The sequence below is a fragment of the Gordonia polyisoprenivorans genome (assembly GCF_017654315.1).
GTDB classification, from domain to species: Bacteria; Actinomycetota; Actinomycetes; order Mycobacteriales; family Mycobacteriaceae; genus Gordonia; species Gordonia polyisoprenivorans_A.
Genome location: NZ_CP072203.1, coordinates 2,345,420 through 2,361,331 on the forward strand (window position 1 = coordinate 2,345,420; position 15,912 = coordinate 2,361,331).

Genomic DNA, 15,912 nt, shown 5'->3' on the forward strand with positions numbered 1-15,912 from the left:
GCTAAACCCTCTTCGCTGGCACGTGGGTGAGGCTTGAGGCCATGTCGCGTGATGTGATCTCGGATGAGGTATGGGCCGTAATCGGCCCGTTGTTCCCGGTTGCGAAGGCGACCGGCCGACCGCCCGTAGCTCGACGTGTGGTAGCCGAGGCGACGGCGTGGCGGTTTCGCACCGGGGCTCCGTGGCGGGACTTGCCGGAACGATTCGGGAACTGGAACACGATCTACAAGAATTTCAACCGATGGTCCGGCCAAGGTGTCTGGGCGCGCGTGCTGGAGAAGACGCAGGCTCTCGCGCAGCAGTCGGGCGACCTGGACTGGGTGACGTCGATCGATTCCACGATCGTGCGCGTGCATCAGCACGGCGCGACGTTACCGCGGAATACGGGGGGCTCTGTCGAACTACAAGAAGTTCGCTGACGAGCCACCCGACCACGCGATCGGTCGTTCCCGCGGCGGATTGACGACGAAGAATCATCTAGTCTGCGACGGGAAGGGCCGCGCGCTCGCGTTCATCCTCACACCTGGACAGGCCGCAGACACCAGGATGATGGTCGCAACACTCGAGCAAATCCGGGTACCCGTCGGGCGGGGCCGGCCACGGACCCGCCCGGATCGGGTGATGGCCGATAAGGGGTACCCGTCGAAAGCGAACCGGGCCTGGCTCCGGCAGCACGGCATCGCCGTGACGATTCCCGAACGGGACGATCAGATCGCGCACCGACGAAAGAAGTCAGGCCGCCCAATCGATTTCGGCGAGGATCAACGCAGACGCTACCGTGGCCGCAACGTCGTCGAGCGGTGCTTCAACAAACTCAAGCAGTGGCGCGGCATCGCGATGCGCTCAGACAAGACGGCTCGCAACTATCACGCGGGAGTGTGCCTCGCTGCGACGCTCCAATGGTTGTAGTTCGGCCAGGGGAGCTTCTTACGGGGTGGCGAATACGCGGGTCAGGACGGCTCGTTGAGCTTCATGTGGAGCAACGGGTACGGCCGGCCAGCCTCGTCCGTCTCGCTGCGACCAACGACCTCGAATCCTCGGTGAGCGTAGAAATCTGCAGCCGCCACGTTCTGTTCGTTGACATCCACCTTGGCGACGCCGTGCTCCGTGATTGCATGGTTGAGGAGCGCCGTGCCGATTCCAGCTCCGCGTCGTGTCGCGTCAACGAACAGCATCTCCAGATTACTGTCGAGAACACCGGAGAATCCCACCGGTTCACCATCAAGTTCTGCGACCGAGAGGGTCACGGTGGGGAAGTAGTCAGGCTGCAGGCGGCTTTCGATCTCGTCGCGATGAGCATCCGCGAGGAAGTCGTGCGTCGCATCCACCGCGCTGCGCCAAATCTCAACGAGCGCCGGATACTCCGCAGCCCCGGTTGACGGCCGAAGACACAGAGCAGGCACGGAGGGTTCCCCTCTCAAAGACATCATCAGCCCATCATCCCAGAGCGATGGCAGACGCACAGGCAGCGGTCACCTGTTTAGCAACACGCCCTAGCGGCTTAGCGACGGGATGTTCCAGATCATCCGGTCACGTGCTCCCATGGAGCACCTGCGTTCGCGAGGCGGGTCTGTTCTCGAACGGACGAACGACGTCGCTGAACTCCAGTAGTGGGTGACGCGTGATCTGGAAGCGCGGCTCGGGGTGGGCGTCGCTGTCGCGTTGCTGACGCTCGAAAATGACCTTCCAGCACAGCTCGAGTGCTGCGAGGTTCCCGAGAACGGTGAAGGAATGAGTCACCAGATGATGATCGATGCGGCCAAGAAGCTGCGCGTGCCGAGCTATTCGGTGTCGGCATCTATCGCGTCGGAGATGAGTACGTCGACTCCAACGTGGCGTGGGACGATCTGGACCGTGACATCGAATGGGCATACCGGCGGTGCCGCCTTCGGCGTTGACGAGGAGTCACTCGATGCGGTGGCAGCCGGGGCAAACGCTCGGCGTCAACGAGGTTGTTGTCAACGGTGCGGAGTGGGAAGTCACCACCCGAAACGGCGATCTCGCAATCTCCTCGATCCTGTCGCGACGCGAGAGTGTGACGAATGCGCCGACCGGCATCTGGGGCCAGGTCCTTGAGTTGGGAACTGTTACGCGCGTGCGGCTCTGACTCGATTCATGCGCTAATCTGCCGTTGCCGACCCGACATGTCTGTCGGGATGGCAACGTATGTCGTTACGCGTTGAACGCTGTGCCCGGATGCGAGCTCGGCTCCCGACCGTCATGCCGGAACAACAATCAGGCCCTCGGCTGGCGCCCCAGGGCCTGATGCATTGTGTCCGTAACTGTCCGATCAGATACCCAGGCGTTCGAGGAGGCGCTCGTGTGAGAGAGCCGGACCGCCGAGCAGTAGATCGGTGGCGCGGGCCCGTATGCGGAACGTCTCGACGAACCTGGAATCGACATCGTCGGCCACGGTTGTGATCTCCAGCGCCGCCGCCCGGACTGCTGAGGAGCAACCGATATGGGCCATTGCCGCGGCAACCGCGGCGCTGTCCAGATTGTCGTTGGTGTCGTACTTGACTGCGCGGTACCAGAGTGCGGTCGCGGTCTGGCGAACCACCTCGAGCTCCGCGACCTTACGGGTGAAATGATTCCAAGCGGCCGAGTCGTTGCAGGGCGGGAGAAGCTCGCACAGTGTTTTCAACGCGCGGTCGACCATTCCAGTCTGTTCGCCGGCGAGCACGGTGGTTGCTTTGTCAACGGTGCGATTCATGATTCGCCCGCCCGCACCTTCACGGCCGATGAGAGTGGCGGGAGCATCGGTAAAGGTGATGTGCCCTAAGGGGCGTGCCGGGTCCAGGCTTGGCAAGACCTCGACGTCGACTCCTGGCGCGGACCGGGCTACGTGGTAAAGGGAGGGGCCACCGGCCGTTCGCGCAACGACGAGCAGGGTATCGGCGCTCTCGGTGCCGGGCACGTACCATTTCTCCCCGGTGATGGACCACCGGTCGCCGCTCGGATGCGCGCGGGTGCGGACGAGCGCCGGGTCCCATGATCCGGATTTCTCTGCAGCTGCGAGAGTGCTGTGGCGTAGGTCCACTGAGGTGTCGGTGGGCGAGGCTGCGGTTCGCAGTGCCTGGGCGCCCAATCCCGCCGCGGCGAAATATTCGGTGTCGCTCAGTCCGAACCCGGCCGAATACGCGACCTTTGCAGCTCCGACCGCGCCGTCGAAGGCAAGCGAACCCCACTGATCCTCGGTGACAACGGTGGTCAGATCCTCGTTGCGTTCGATGACATGCCCAGCGATGTCGACGGCGAGCAACTCGATGGCCCGGTCTGCGTCGGCCGTGAGCTCAGCCGTCGCAGCGACGAGTGGTAAGAGATTGTCGCGGAAGGGGTTCCCGGTCTCAATCAGAAGTCGCGGACCAAGAACTTCGGCAATGAACTCGCCGAGCTCGGCGAGCAACCGCGCTTCAGCGGCGTCGACCACATGCGGAGAGCATTCGATCTTTCCGCGACGCATCTCGCGAACCGCGGTGAGGCCCACCAATGCCTCGCTGAGTCGACGTCGGAGAGCGCGATCGTCCCAGGTCCAGGTCGACCGCATCAATGCCGAGAGGGTCTCGGCGTTGAGTCCGTTGATGTACTCGGAGCGCTTGGCTGCATCGAGCAGCGGAGTGTCGGTTGATGGTTCCACAGTGCCTCCTGGGCGGTTGAAGTGGCTGGTCACCATCATGCCGCGTAATTGTTACAGTGTAAAGTAAAGCCACTCGAAGTCTGGGGGATCGTCGGACGTCTGCGCGGCCGGCGTCTCTGAACCTCGGCTAAGGGAGGAGCGCTCCCTTGACGTGAGGTACGCCATACAGTTTAATCATTCATGCGATACGCATCACAGTCGTACACGGTGAGGTCCTCCTGGAATCGATGTCAACTTCGATAAGCCATTGGGGCGCAACCTGTCTGATGCTGTCCCCGCGGTACCTCGTTGCGTGGGCCGGCGATCGCACCCAGCACATATACATAACCGCAATCGAGTCTGAGGAGATCTCATGCCCAACGGTCAGATCGAGGGAAGGCTGTTCATCGACGGCGAATTCCGCGATGCGAAGTCAGGAAAGCGGTACCCGGTCATCAACCCCGCGGACGAGTCGGTGGTGGCCGAAGCCGCCGATGCGGGCGTGGAAGACGTCGAGGAAGCAATTGCCGCTGCTCGACTTTTTGCCGATACCTCGGACTGGGCGACGAATCGCGACTTCCGCAAGCGCTGCATGGTGCAGTTGCAGGAGGGACTGCGCGCACGCGCCGATGAGTTCGAGGACCTGCTGGTAGCGGAAGCCGGTATCTGCCGGGGCAATATCTATACCCACGTGCGCTACATGATCGAGGGCATGGACTTCTTCAATGACTTGATCACGGCCTTTCAGTGGGAGGAAGACCTCGGCCCGAACGAGGGGCTGGGATTCAAGAGCGATCGCAGAGTGGTTTACGAGCCGTACGGCGTCGTCGGCGCAATCACACCCTGGAATGCACCATTCATGACGGCGATCTGGAAGGTGCATCACGCACTCGCGACAGGCAACGCCGTGGTACTCAAGAGCGCGCCGGACACGCCACTGACCGCAGCGCTCTTCGCTGAGGTCGTCAAGACCGACACGGATATCCCCGCTGGTGCCTTCCATGCGATCAGTTCTGCTGACAAGGCGGTCGTCGGCGATGCGATGACCGCCGACCAGCGTATCGACCTCTACCACTTTACCGGGTCACCTGGGGTTGGTCAGCGCATCGCCGAGCGCGCCGCCAACGGTATCCGCCATTCGGTGCTCGAACTCGGTGGTAAGTCGGCCAACGTCATCCTCCCCGACGCGGATCTCGACATGGCTTGTGGTGTGGGAGTTGCGATGTGCATGTCCAACACCGGACAGGGTTGCGCGCTCGCGACACGAATGGTCGTCCATGCCGACGTGTACGACGAGGTACTCAAACGTCTCGAGGTCGCGGTCGGCAACATGCAATGCGGAGATCCCAACGATCCGGCCACTGTCGTCGGCCCGATCATTCGGGAGGAACAGCTCAAGCGAATCGAGGGACTCGTCGACCGCGCGCGAGCGGAAGGCGCCCGTGTTCTCGTGGGTGGTCAGCGTGGCGAACGGGACGGTCGCGGCTTCTGGTATCAGCCGACCGTGGTCGTCGACGTCGATGAGAACTCCGAGATCGCCCAGACCGAGGTGTTCGGCCCCGTGCTGTCGGTGATTCGCTATGAGGGAGACGACGACGAGGCGGTGCGCGTGGCCAACAATTCCCGCTACGGCCTTTCCGCTTATGTCCAGTCCGCCGATGAGGAACGTGCTTGGGCAGTCGCACACAAGCTGCGGGCGGGCACGGTCAACATCAACAACTCCTTCTATCTGTCTGCCGATGCTCCATTTGGCGGTTACGGCATCAGTGGTGACGGAGTCGAACACGGTGTCGCCGGATTTCGCGAATACCTGCGGATCAAGTCGATTGCCAGCCCGGCCCACTGACGAAATTGCCGGCCCGGCCCACTGACGAGAAGGAGAACAACCATGCGTATGAAAGACAAGATCGTCGCGATCACCGGCTCCGGTTCCGGTCTGGGCCGGGAAGGCGCACTTCTGTTCGCTTCGGAGGGCGCGACCGTCGTCGTCAGCGATGTCGTATCTGGTCGCGCGCAGGCCGTGGCTAAGGAGATCATCGAAAAGGGCGGTACGGCTTCGGCAATCGACGCCGACGTACGAAGCGAAGCGGACATGTCGGCACTGGTGTCGACCGCGGTCGACACTTACGGGCGTATCGACGTGATGTGGGCCAACGCCGGTATCCCGGAGCCTGGGTTCGGCATGCAACCGCTCGCGGAGTCGTCCCTCGATGAGTGGAACAACATCTTTGCGGTCAACACCACCGGTATCTACCTCGCGTGGCGACAAGCCGCCCGGTGGATGATCGCGAACTCAAAGCCGGGGGCACTGCTGGCAACATCGTCCGCGTCGGCCTACAACGCCTACCCGGGGTTCCCCATGTACACCGCGTCCAAGGCGGCGGTGAACGGCCTCGTGCGCGCGGCATCGCTGGAGTTCGGAAAGTTCGGCATCCGCGCAAATGCGTTGTGCCCCACGCACGGGATGTCGATCAACTTCGCCTTGCCGTCAGATGCTGACGTGCTCGGCAAGTCATATGAGGAGATGCAGCCCTGGGATCCAGATCATCGTGCCATGCCGCTTCGACTTGACGAGCCGCCGGTTCTCAGGGATAACGCCAACCTGGCTCTGTTCCTCGCATCTGATGAAGCGCGCTACATGTCCGGCCAATCGATCCAGTCTGTCGATGGTGGACAGTTCGCTCGTACTTCGATCATCTTCCCGAGCGATCTCGGTGAAAGCGCCGACATCACCTCCGGGTCGATCCCGGACAAGTTCAGGGATCAGATCGACCGCTAGTGAGCAGTGGCAGTACCCGGTTCCCGACGCACCGTACGACTCATCGGTGCGCCGGGAACCGACTCCACGACATTTTGTGCCGATGGCGCGCTGATCGCACGCGTCGCTATTCGGATTCTTTCGCAGCAACTTAGTGTTTCCCACTGGAAATTCGTCGGGCGACTTCGGCATTCGATGAGCGACTGGCTGCGTTGTCGTCATCTCGATGACGCTGTCATCGTTCGCTCCGCCGCCTTGCCACTCGTCCGTCGCTCCACCGAAGACCCCGGACGAATTTCCAGTGCCATCCACTTGGTCAGTCCACCACTTCTCCAGCCCACCTTCTAGGAGGTGCCCCATGGACTCGACGACCCGTTTCGAGCCGCGCATCGCCGGTCTGTCCCAGCAAGTGAAGACCTTGGCAAATCCCCAACTCGTCTACATGGAGAAGGCGCGGGACATCCGCGCCGAGCACATCGACGGCGCTTTGCACCTTTATCGTCACGAGGACATTCTTGCCGTCAATAAACATCCCGACGTTCTCGGAAGTGGCGGGCGTGGAGGAAGTATGGGCCACGATGGCCTGATTCCCTTGGAAATCGACGGCGCCGACCACAAGAAGTGGCGCAGGCTCCTCGATCCGATGTTCGCGCCGAAACGTGTCGCACAGCTCGAGGAACAGATCCGCACCCTCTCCCGCGTTCTGCTGGATGACGCGAAGGCCAGGGGTGGTGCCGAATTACACGATGACTACTGTGTTCCGCTGCCCTGTCAGATATTCTTGGGGCTGGTAGGAGCCCCGATCGAGGACCTAGACTTCTTTCTGGAGTTCAAAGAAGGCGTGGTCCACCCGACGGGTGAGACCACCGAGGAAGTCGACGCGAACATGGCTGTCGCCGGTGGCAGACTGCTCGAGTACTTTGACGCCTTCCTCAAGGACAAGCGTCGGGCCCTGGACGATGACGACGACGTGATTGCCGATCTCATGCGTTCGGAGATCGATGGCGAGCCCATCAGCGAACCGGACTTGATCAACATCCTGTTCCTGCTCATGTTCGCCGGCCTCGACACAGTGACCGCATCGATGTCATGCCTGATCAGCTGGCTCGGCAAGAACCCAGACGCCCGCGTGCAGCTTATTGAGGAGCCAACGATCTTGCGACCGGCCATCGAAGAACTGATGCGCTATGAATCGCCGGTCCCGTTCGGGATGCGTTATCCCGAAAGCGATATCGACTTAGGGGGCGGTCTCATCGTGAGTGCAGGGGAGCAGGTCAACGCATTCTGGGCGGCTGCGAACGTGGATCCCACGTATCACACGGAGCCTCTGCATATCGATTTCGGCCGCGAGAAGACCGGTCATATGACATTCGCGAGCGGCGTCCACCGCTGCCTCGGCTCCCACTTGGCGCGACTGGAACTGAGAGTCGCACTCGAGGAGATATTACGGGCCATTCCGGAATACCAGATCGATGCGGACGCACTGACCTACGACAACATCGCGGTTCGCACGGTCACCAATATCAGGGTCGACCTGTGATAGGCCCGTCGTCGATGAGTCAGGCGCACCGCACATGAGAGTTCGGCTCGAACGGGAGCGTTGTGTTGGACATGCACAGTGCTTCGCGGTAGATGAGCGACTTTTCCCGATCGATGACGACGGGTACTCGACAGTCGAGCTGTTCGATGTGTGCGCAGAAAACGAAGCAATTGTCCGGCGGGGAGTGGGAGCCTGTCCGGAGCAGGCCCTGGTGCTCGAAGACCGAGGCCCTCCGGCAGCATGAGGCGCTCGACCACGGTGGGTGTGTCGATGTGGCCATTGTCGGCAGGATCGCTACGTCCGCGGTGGAAGCCGGATCGGTTTGCGGGCCCGGAGTGATCAGGGCCCGACAAACAGTTATACTGTTGTATCAAAAATGGGGTATGTACTGGCGTTTCCAAAGGCCCGACGATCCCTCGCGTTCTGGGCTGCCGGGGTGGTGGCGCTTCATCGCGCCAGATCATGTCGAGGTCAACGCGAGTTGACCTCCGCCCACCGGGCAGACGACCGACCACTCCAATTCGCCAGTCGCTCGGTGGCCCCCTGTCCGGTCGGGGTTCGAGGACCGAGCCGAACGGTACGGTGTCGTCTGCGTGGATCTCGGCCGGGATGAACTGGCGAGCCACCACGAGGGTGTCCTCAGCGCACGTCGGGTCCGGCTGCGCGTTCTGGCCGGTGGCCACGGCCAGGTCCCAGCCGTGGGCGAGGGTCTCGTTGACATATCCCCACAGCGCTCCGGCGCCAGGCACCTCGCCCCACGGAACCCGCACCGGCGCGGCAAGTTGCGTGTCGTCGGCCCACACGTCGATGGCTCGGGCGGCGAGTCCGGCGTAGGTGTCGACGTCGTGGCGATCCTCCTGGCCGAATTCGACGAGGGCGTCGCCGATCTCGCCGATCGCCACTGCCCGACCGGCGACGACGATCAAATGGCTGGCCGGTGCGCGGACATCGAACTCGTCGCAGGGGGTGGGGAGTCGAGTTGATCGTCGCGGACAGCGGTGAGTAGATCGGTGACCCAGCGGGATGCGGCGGCATGGAGGGGGCGCGGGTCGGCGGGCAGATTGGTGGTCATCGGTTCGGTCCTTCCGGTTGTTCAGGCTGACAAGAACCAGGCAACCGCAGATACCCGACATCTTCTGTCATGATTATCTGGAATGCTCATCGGGTGCGTGCGGAACGGGTGGTGTCCATTCTGATGCTGCAGAGTTCCAAGGGAGAGCGCAGACCGCGGCGCGGCTCCCGCCGAACTGGATGTATCGGAGCGGGCGATCCTCCGCGATAGCGATTCCTTGTCGGTGTCGGGGGTGCCGCTGTACTCGATTCGCGGCCGAGGCGGGGGCTTCGCATTGATGAAGAACTATCGCTTGGAGCTTTCGGGGCTGACCCTGTCTGAGTCGATTGCGTTGCTGTCCGGTGCTGGACGTATCGATTCGCCGCCGGCGGCGAGGCCGAAACGAAAGATCGAGGCATCCCTGCCGGAGATGCATCCCGGGAGGGTTGCCCAGGCGAGTCGGCGAATCATGTTGCAGCCGAAAAGATTCCTGCGCCCACCGACGAGGCTTGATGCGTTGGATCCGGTGCAGTGAGTCGAGGTCGAGGATCGGCGTCTTCGTGTCGCGTACTGACGAGCGGAGGCGAGCCGACGGACGCGTCCTGGATCCGGTCGGCCTGATCGTGGCCGGCGATACCTGGTATCTGGTTGCGAATTCGTGTGGACGGAGCGGATCTACCGGGTGTCGCGGATGACGGACGCCGAGATTCCCGATGATCGAGCGGTGCGGGAACCGCATGTCGATGTCGATGAAGTGTGGCAACGGCACCGGAGGTGTTCCGGTCTCAATTCTCGCCGACCGACGTGGTAATCGATTGTGTGGCTGGCGATGTGCAGAGAATCACCGGGCCGGTCGAGATCGTTTCCGTAGAGGGGATTGACGAGACCGGTGATCGGGTTCGGGCTTGTCCGGGTCGTTCAGCCTAAGCGGGCTTTCGCCAGAATACGGCGAGCTGCGCGGCGGCCCCCGCGATGCCCAGCCCGACCGCGAGCGCGGCGGCCTTGCCGCCGCCGACTTTGCGGTCGAATCCGAGAGCCGAGTCGACGCTGTAGCGCCCCGGTCCCAGCGCAGCGACGGCGGTGCTCGCGGCGGCGAGGTTAAGGACGTACTCGTAGCCCTCGGAGGTGATGAAGAAGCCGTTGGGGCGGTGGACGCTCGTGGCGGCCACGCCCATCGTGCCGATGATCACCGACGCGGCGAGCGGGGTCCCCGCACCCAGCAAGAGTGCCGCACCCCCGCCGACCTCCACCCCGGCGCTGAGCTGTGCCTGGAGTCTCGGCTGACGAAAGCCGATCGAGCCGAACCAGCCGGCGGTCCCGTCGAGGCTCTTGCCGTGCTTGACACCGTGGGCAATCATTGTGCTGCCCACGACGGTGCGCAGGAGCAGACGGGCGACGGCAGTACCGGCGCCATCAGCAGATATTCTTTGAAACATCGAGAACTTCCCTTCATGTATCTATTGTCGATTTTCTTCGCACGTCAGGTGCGGAACGCCATCGGAACCATTGAGAGCTGTTCCAGCAGTGCGAGGTCCGGTAATTGACGTGCGCTGGGGTGTTGCATGATTCACGAGCCCTTGAGTTAGACCTCATGACCGATGTGGTGTGCGCTCCAGCGGTCGGACCTGTCACCGGTCCGGGCCCAAAACATCGGATGCCTCAGGCCGCGCCTGCTCGGCAGAACAGGGGCTACCTGGTGAAGCTCGTCCTCTCGGAGCGGTCGGCCCATGCGTCGAGCTCGCGGCCGGTGCGCGCGAGGTGCTTGCGCCAGGCGAGCACGGCGTCGGCGCCGAGAGGGAATCGCAGCGGCGGCTTGTCGGCCGAGGCGAGCTCGACCAAGGCCTGGGCGCCACGGCGCGGGTCCCCGTCCTGGCGACCGTCGAGATGCGAGATGCCGCCGCGCATCTTGCCGGCCGCGGAGTCGGCATACTCCGACAGCTGGGACTCGCTGAATTTCAAGCCGCCGCCGGCCCAGTCGGTTCGGAAGGCCCCCGGCTCGACGATGGTGACGTGGATGCCGTGATCGGCGAGTTCCAGGTTCAACGCGGCGCTGATGCCCTCGAGGGCGAATTTCGAGGCGTTGTAGATCCCCATCGCGGGTACGCCATGGAAGCCGGCGGTCGAGCTGACGTTGAGGATGCGGGCGTCATCGCTGTGTCGTAATGCCGGCAGCGCCGCACGGATGAGCTTCCACGGGCCCCAGAAGTTGGTCTCCATCTGGTGGCGGGCCTCGTCCTCGCTGGACTCCTCGATGGCTCCGACCAGTCCGTATCCGGCGTTGTTCACCAGCACGTCGAGCCCGCCGACCTCGTCGATGGCAGCGCGGACGGCGGTGGCGACCTTGTTCTCCGGCTCGACAAGGTCGATCTGGACGACGTGGACGTTGGGGCCGAGGGTGCGCAGGCGATCGGCGTCGGCGTCCTTACGGACCGTCCCGATGACTACGTGACCCTGCTCGACGAGAGTCTGGGCGAGCTCCCAACCCAGTCCCGAGGAGACTCCCGAGACCAGCCAGCGGCGTGACTCCATGTGTACTTCCTTCCTGATGGCGCCCGGCTCAGATGTTCCGGGTGACGGATGCACTCGGCGGCGAACGCGAGCGTGTTGAGGTGGTATGGCCGCGCCGCCCACCCGAGACTGATGTTGTGCCCGGCTCGGGGCCGGCAGCGGACGATCATCCGCGGCGACGACGAGAACAGGCTGCGATAGTCGGCCAGTGCGGCGTCGTCGATCAGCCACCACCTCTCGTGCTCGGCGACCGAGAACTGCAGTGGTACGCGTACGCGTGCGGCCATCGCGGGCAGGATGCCGGTCCAGCCCAGGGCGTCCTCCGACTCGATCACCGGAACGGGGGCGATGGAGTGAATCCCGCGATTGAAGGTGCCGGGCGGATAACAGGTACGCACTGCCCCAGGACGGGTCGCGGCCGGCTCCTTATCCGACTTCTGTCGGTTCGGATCGAGGGCGGGGGCGTGCCGCGGGACCGCGCGGAGCCGTCGATGCCGAGAAGGTCGCCGCCGCGCTGGTCGGCCGCGAGGTGCAGGGCGAGCTTGTAGCCGTACGAGTGTGCCACCACGAGGGGTCCCCGCGCCGGTGTCGTGGCTGCGGCCAAAGCCGTCGAGTGCGTCGTAGACGGTCTTGGCCTGGTCCAGCAGCTGTATCCCGTCCGCGAGCGCGTCGGCCGAGCCGCCATACCCCGGTCGGTTGAGCGCCAGCACTGAGAAGCCGAGCGTCGCGCCGAGAGCGAGTGGGGACAGGTCAGGATGGCTCCGGCCGTGGGAGTACTCCGTCGTCATCCCGCAGCCGGTCAGCGTGACGCGCTGAATCTCGATCTCAGCCTCCTCGCATGGAAGTTACCAGTTAGATAATCTAGCGAGTTTTCCGTCGCGGCGCTACGTTCGCCTCATCGTGGACGGTTCGACAGGCGAGTTCGAAGGATGCGTCGGTGAACGACTCGGGTACGGGGCAGGCGGGCAGGGCGTGTCGCGCTCATCACCGGGGTGGGCCAGGGGATCCGGGCGTGGCGTCGCGCTCGCGATGGCCAAACAAGTGCGCGACGGCGGTCCTCGCGGGCTACACGTTCAGCAAGGTCGAGAAGGTCGCTACGGAGATCTGAGATCTCGATGCGGAGGCCCTTCCCGTCGATTGCGACGTGTTGTGCGAAGGGCCCGGTCGATGCCGCCGTCGCGCAGGCGGTCGGGGCGTTCGGACAGCTCGACGTCGTTAATGCACTCGCGTCAATGTGGACGTTGCCGCCGGGCTCTCCGGCTCGCCTCACCGCGTCCGGGATACCGATCCCCAGCGCGAGGGGGCGGCCTGGGAGGTGTGCAACTCGGCCTGACGGCTCACCTCGGGCGTGCGGCCTGCCATGACTCCCAGTCGTATGGCACGCTGCCGCGCCCGAGCGTGTGCTCGGGCCAGTTGGCAGGGCGCTGGTCGAGCGGGCGCTCAGGGACCTCGACACCGTAGAACAGCAAGTGGTTGCGGTTGACGAAGTACCAGAGCTCGTCGCGACGTTCGTACCGATCCTCATAGGCGATCGATTGGCGCGCCCAGGTGCCTTGTGAGCCCATCTCGCACCGGCTGTAGACCGTGCCGGTCGCATGGTCGGCGTCGTGCAGATTGATGACGTGCGTGGTCACCTCGAGCACGTCGACGTCGGCTGTATTGATATGAGAGGCGAAGACCTCCTTCAGGGCCTCGCGTCCGCGCTTCCCGCCGAAGGCCTTGACGTCGTCGACGAAGAGGTCGACGAGAGCGTCCAAGTCGCGCATGTTGACCGCCAGTGCGTAGCGGTTCGCGAGTTGGCGGATCTGCTCATAGGCAAGCAGCTGGTCCAGCGCCGACAGTCCCTCCGGGGCGGGCATGCGCCGGGCGGCGGAGTGGGTGCGGTGGTGTCCACTGGGCGCGGCCCAGTCATCGATGCTCATCGTGGCAGTTCCTCTGCGTTGCTCAGTGCCGGGCCGATTGCTATAAATAGTATTACTAGTTATAGCAATCGCCTTATGGCAATCGTCGCCGAGGAGACAGAATGTCCCGGACCTGGTCCGTGGGGGAGTTGACGCTCTCGGGCATCGAGGCGCGGCCAGCGGGGACGCCGCTCGGCACTGTCATCGGCCTTCACGGCGGCGGCTACGGCGCGGGCTACTGGCACCATCCACTGCTGCCCGTGGCCTCGCTGCTGGACCTCGGTGCGTCGCTCGGTTACCGCGTGATTGCGATCGATCGTCCCGGCTACGGCGCTAGCCGCGGCCTCGTCGGTCCGGACGTTCGGATGGCGCGGCAGGCCGAGATCGTCGTCGACCTCATTGACGGGCTCTCCGCTGAGCCCGACTGCGGTCCAGTCTTCCTCATCGGTCACTCGATGGGCGCGATCCTTGCGCTCCACGTGGCGGCCCATGCTCCGTCCGCGCTCGGCGGCGTCGACATCTCGGGGCTGCCGTTCTCGTTCGACGGGTCGCCCGCCGGCAATCTGTCGCTCGAGCAGGTCGACTTCCTTCCGGCCGTGTCTTTGGCCGACGCACGCCAGATGTTCTACGGGCCGGATGGCACATTCGTGCCGGAGGCGCTCAAGGTGCACACCGAGGTGGGGGGACCGATTCCTGCCGCCGAGATCATCGATGCCATCGAGTGTGGATATGCGACCCGCAAGCTGGCGCCGTCGGTGCGGGTCCCGGTTCAGATCACCCGCGCGGAGCACGAGGCCTCCTCTGCGGGCGACGCAGAGACGCTGCGCCAGTGCTGCTCCCTGTTCAGCGACTCCACTCGCGTGGTGCCTGTGGTGCAGGTGGCGAGTGGTCACAACATCAGCCTCCACCATGTCGCTCGGGCCTACCACCTGCGAGCGTTTGCGTTCTTCGACGAGACGCGCGTACTCCCGGGTCATCGGTAGATCGTGGAGAGCACCGCGTCGGCTGAGGCGTTCGACCTGACGGCCTGGCTGGCCGGCGAGTTGGGGATGTTGCCCCCCGTCCGGATCGAGCAGATGGCGGGCGGCTGGTCGAACATCACCTCCTTCGGCATCGACGCCGAGGGCCAGCGCGTCGTCGTACGACAGCCACCGGCGCAGCAGGCCGGCGGAGACACGCACGACGTCGTACGGGAGGCGCGGATCTGCGCCGCTCTCCGGGACACCGCTGTGCCAGCGCCCGGGGCGATTGCCGTCTGTGACCACCGCGCCGTCGCCCCCCAGCCGTTCTCCGTGATGGCGCCGGCTCCCGGCGAGGTGGTGGAATCGGTAGCGATCGCGACGTCGGTCGGCCCGGCCCATCAGGCCGACCTCGGGTTCGACCTGATCGATCTGCTCGCCGATCTCCAGGCCGTGGATCTCGATGTCGTCGGTCTGGGAGACCTTCGCAGGTCGACGCCGTACCTCGCGCGCCAGCTGCGCCGCTGGCGCGCCGAGTGGGTCGCGACAGGCGATCCGGCGCTGACCGCGACCGAGCATGTCGCGAACCAGCGCAGGGAGCGAGCGGGGGACTTCGAGGTCGTCGACGTGCTCGTCCACCGGGATTTCCGGTTCGGCAACGCGATGATCGTCTCTGGTGCGATCGGGGAGCCCCGGGACGGCGCCGCCTGGCATCGCCGTTGCGTGAGGATTCTCGAGGAGCTTTCCGCGGAGCTGGTCGGATGACGGCGTCCGGACCCATCACCGACGACCTCCGCATCGGATCCGACGGCCGGCCGCTGAGCCCGATCCACGCGACCAGTGCCCAACCGGCGCGAGGCTTCGGCGGCCACGTCGGCGCACTCGCCCTGGTAGCGGCCTATGACGCGGTGCCGGAGGCGATGACGGTGCGCTATGCGCACATCGAGTACATCGGCGCGGCCCCGCTCGACGTCCTGCCGCGGTTCGCCGTCCGGTCACTTCAGGACGGCCGTACGGTCGCGCGCCGCTTCGTCGAGGTCACCCACGGCGAACGACTCGTCGCGGTCGCGACCGTCGCGTTCCACCATCGCGACGCCGCCGGCCCCGAGTATCAGACGGTGATGCCGCAGGCCGGCTCCCCGCAGGAAGCTGCCATCGAGATCTCCCGCCCGCGTGTCCTGATCCGGGCGGACGAGGCGGGTGAGGGCCGGTTCTTGACCTGGATGCGACCCGAGATCCTCCCGGTCGCGGACGAGCCGCGGCTCCACGAGGCCCTCCTGCTCTATCTCTCTGATCTCGGCATCCTGTGGCCGACACTCTCGGTGCACGGTCACGATCTCGGCCTGCGCAAGCGAGCGCTCGGAACGGTCGCGCATTCGGTGTGGTTCCACCGGCGCCCGCGCGTCGACGACTGGCTGCTGTTCGAGCACACCACGCCGTCGACGTCCTCCGGCCTCGGCCATGGTGAGGCGCGCATCTTCGCACGGGATGGCGTGCTGCTGGCAACGGCGACCCAGACGGGCCTGCTGCGTCCGGGCAGCGCTCAGGCATGGGCCCGGAACAATGAGATATAGTTCTA

Annotated in this window: 14 protein-coding genes and 2 pseudogenes; 9 read left to right on the forward strand and 7 right to left on the reverse strand. The window is 64.5% G+C overall.

Annotated features, from left to right (window positions below):
• Positions 1 to 41 precede the first annotated feature (41 nt).
• Positions 42 to 909, forward strand: a pseudogene (locus J6U32_RS27840) (IS5 family transposase).
• A 41-nt stretch (positions 910 to 950) separates the two neighbouring features.
• On the opposite strand, the gene J6U32_RS10485 reads toward J6U32_RS27840, so the two are convergent.
• Positions 951 to 1,328: a GNAT family N-acetyltransferase gene (locus tag J6U32_RS10485; protein ID WP_348273371.1), complete on the reverse strand. Its 378-nt coding sequence runs from the start codon at positions 1,326 to 1,328 to the stop codon at positions 951 to 953.
• Positions 1,329 to 1,530: 202 nt separating this feature from the next.
• The gene (locus tag J6U32_RS10490; RefSeq protein ID WP_208795284.1) at positions 1,531 to 1,740 is read right to left on the reverse strand and encodes a hypothetical protein; all 210 of its coding nucleotides are present in this window, start codon (positions 1,738 to 1,740) and stop codon (positions 1,531 to 1,533) included.
• Between the two features lie 172 nt (positions 1,741 to 1,912).
• Between J6U32_RS10490 and J6U32_RS10495 the strand changes: the two genes are divergently transcribed.
• A complete protein-coding gene (locus tag J6U32_RS10495; protein WP_208795286.1) occupies positions 1,913 to 2,107 on the forward strand; it encodes a hypothetical protein in 195 nt (64 codons plus the stop codon).
• 183 nt (positions 2,108 to 2,290) lie between these two features.
• Here the strand turns inward: J6U32_RS10495 and J6U32_RS10500 are convergent, their stop codons facing one another.
• Positions 2,291 to 3,406 (reverse strand): acyl-CoA dehydrogenase family protein, encoded by a 1,116-nt coding sequence (locus J6U32_RS10500; protein ID WP_208795287.1) that lies wholly within the window; start codon positions 3,404 to 3,406, stop codon positions 2,291 to 2,293.
• Positions 3,407 to 3,989: 583 nt separating this feature from the next.
• Between J6U32_RS10500 and J6U32_RS10505 the strand changes: the two genes are divergently transcribed.
• The 4 genes from J6U32_RS10505 to J6U32_RS10520 all read left to right on the forward strand — a co-directional run bounded on the left by J6U32_RS10505 (position 3,990) and on the right by J6U32_RS10520 (position 8,158).
• The gene (locus J6U32_RS10505; RefSeq protein ID WP_208795289.1) at positions 3,990 to 5,462 is read left to right on the forward strand and encodes an aldehyde dehydrogenase family protein; all 1,473 of its coding nucleotides are present in this window, start codon (positions 3,990 to 3,992) and stop codon (positions 5,460 to 5,462) included.
• A 48-nt stretch (positions 5,463 to 5,510) separates the two neighbouring features.
• Positions 5,511 to 6,395, forward strand: coding sequence for an SDR family NAD(P)-dependent oxidoreductase (locus J6U32_RS10510; RefSeq protein WP_244332780.1), 885 nt, complete (start codon positions 5,511 to 5,513; stop codon positions 6,393 to 6,395).
• Positions 6,396 to 6,732: 337 nt separating this feature from the next.
• On the forward strand, positions 6,733 to 7,914 hold the full coding sequence (locus J6U32_RS10515; RefSeq protein WP_208795293.1) for a cytochrome P450: 1,182 nt from the start codon (positions 6,733 to 6,735) through the stop codon (positions 7,912 to 7,914).
• Between the two features lie 34 nt (positions 7,915 to 7,948).
• The gene (locus J6U32_RS10520) at positions 7,949 to 8,158 is read left to right on the forward strand and encodes a ferredoxin (RefSeq protein WP_208795294.1); all 210 of its coding nucleotides are present in this window, start codon (positions 7,949 to 7,951) and stop codon (positions 8,156 to 8,158) included.
• A 227-nt stretch (positions 8,159 to 8,385) separates the two neighbouring features.
• On the opposite strand, the pseudogene J6U32_RS10525 reads toward J6U32_RS10520, so the two are convergent.
• The 4 genes and pseudogenes from J6U32_RS10525 to J6U32_RS10540 form a co-directional block, all read right to left on the reverse strand.
• Positions 8,386 to 8,986, reverse strand: a pseudogene (locus J6U32_RS10525) (TIGR03086 family metal-binding protein).
• Between the two features lie 902 nt (positions 8,987 to 9,888).
• On the reverse strand, positions 9,889 to 10,323 hold the full coding sequence (locus J6U32_RS10530; protein ID WP_244332782.1) for a DoxX family protein: 435 nt from the start codon (positions 10,321 to 10,323) through the stop codon (positions 9,889 to 9,891).
• 331 nt (positions 10,324 to 10,654) lie between these two features.
• Positions 10,655 to 11,494 (reverse strand): SDR family NAD(P)-dependent oxidoreductase, encoded by an 840-nt coding sequence (locus tag J6U32_RS10535; protein WP_208795304.1) that lies wholly within the window; start codon positions 11,492 to 11,494, stop codon positions 10,655 to 10,657.
• Positions 11,495 to 12,810: 1,316 nt separating this feature from the next.
• On the reverse strand, positions 12,811 to 13,395 hold the full coding sequence (locus J6U32_RS10540; protein WP_208795306.1) for a nuclear transport factor 2 family protein: 585 nt from the start codon (positions 13,393 to 13,395) through the stop codon (positions 12,811 to 12,813).
• Positions 13,396 to 13,496: 101 nt separating this feature from the next.
• On the opposite strand from J6U32_RS10540, the gene J6U32_RS10545 reads away from it, so the two are divergent.
• From J6U32_RS10545 to J6U32_RS10555, 3 genes are read left to right on the forward strand one after another with little or no spacing between them, the layout of a single operon-like run.
• Complete coding sequence (locus J6U32_RS10545) at positions 13,497 to 14,357, forward strand: alpha/beta fold hydrolase (RefSeq protein WP_208795308.1); 861 nt, start codon at positions 13,497 to 13,499, stop codon at positions 14,355 to 14,357.
• Between the two features lie 3 nt (positions 14,358 to 14,360).
• A complete protein-coding gene (locus J6U32_RS10550; RefSeq protein WP_208795310.1) occupies positions 14,361 to 15,098 on the forward strand; it encodes a phosphotransferase family protein in 738 nt (245 codons plus the stop codon).
• A complete protein-coding gene (locus tag J6U32_RS10555; RefSeq protein WP_208795312.1) occupies positions 15,095 to 15,907 on the forward strand; it encodes an acyl-CoA thioesterase in 813 nt (270 codons plus the stop codon). The genes J6U32_RS10550 and J6U32_RS10555 overlap by 4 nt, the downstream gene beginning before the upstream one ends.
• Positions 15,908 to 15,912 lie beyond the last annotated feature (5 nt).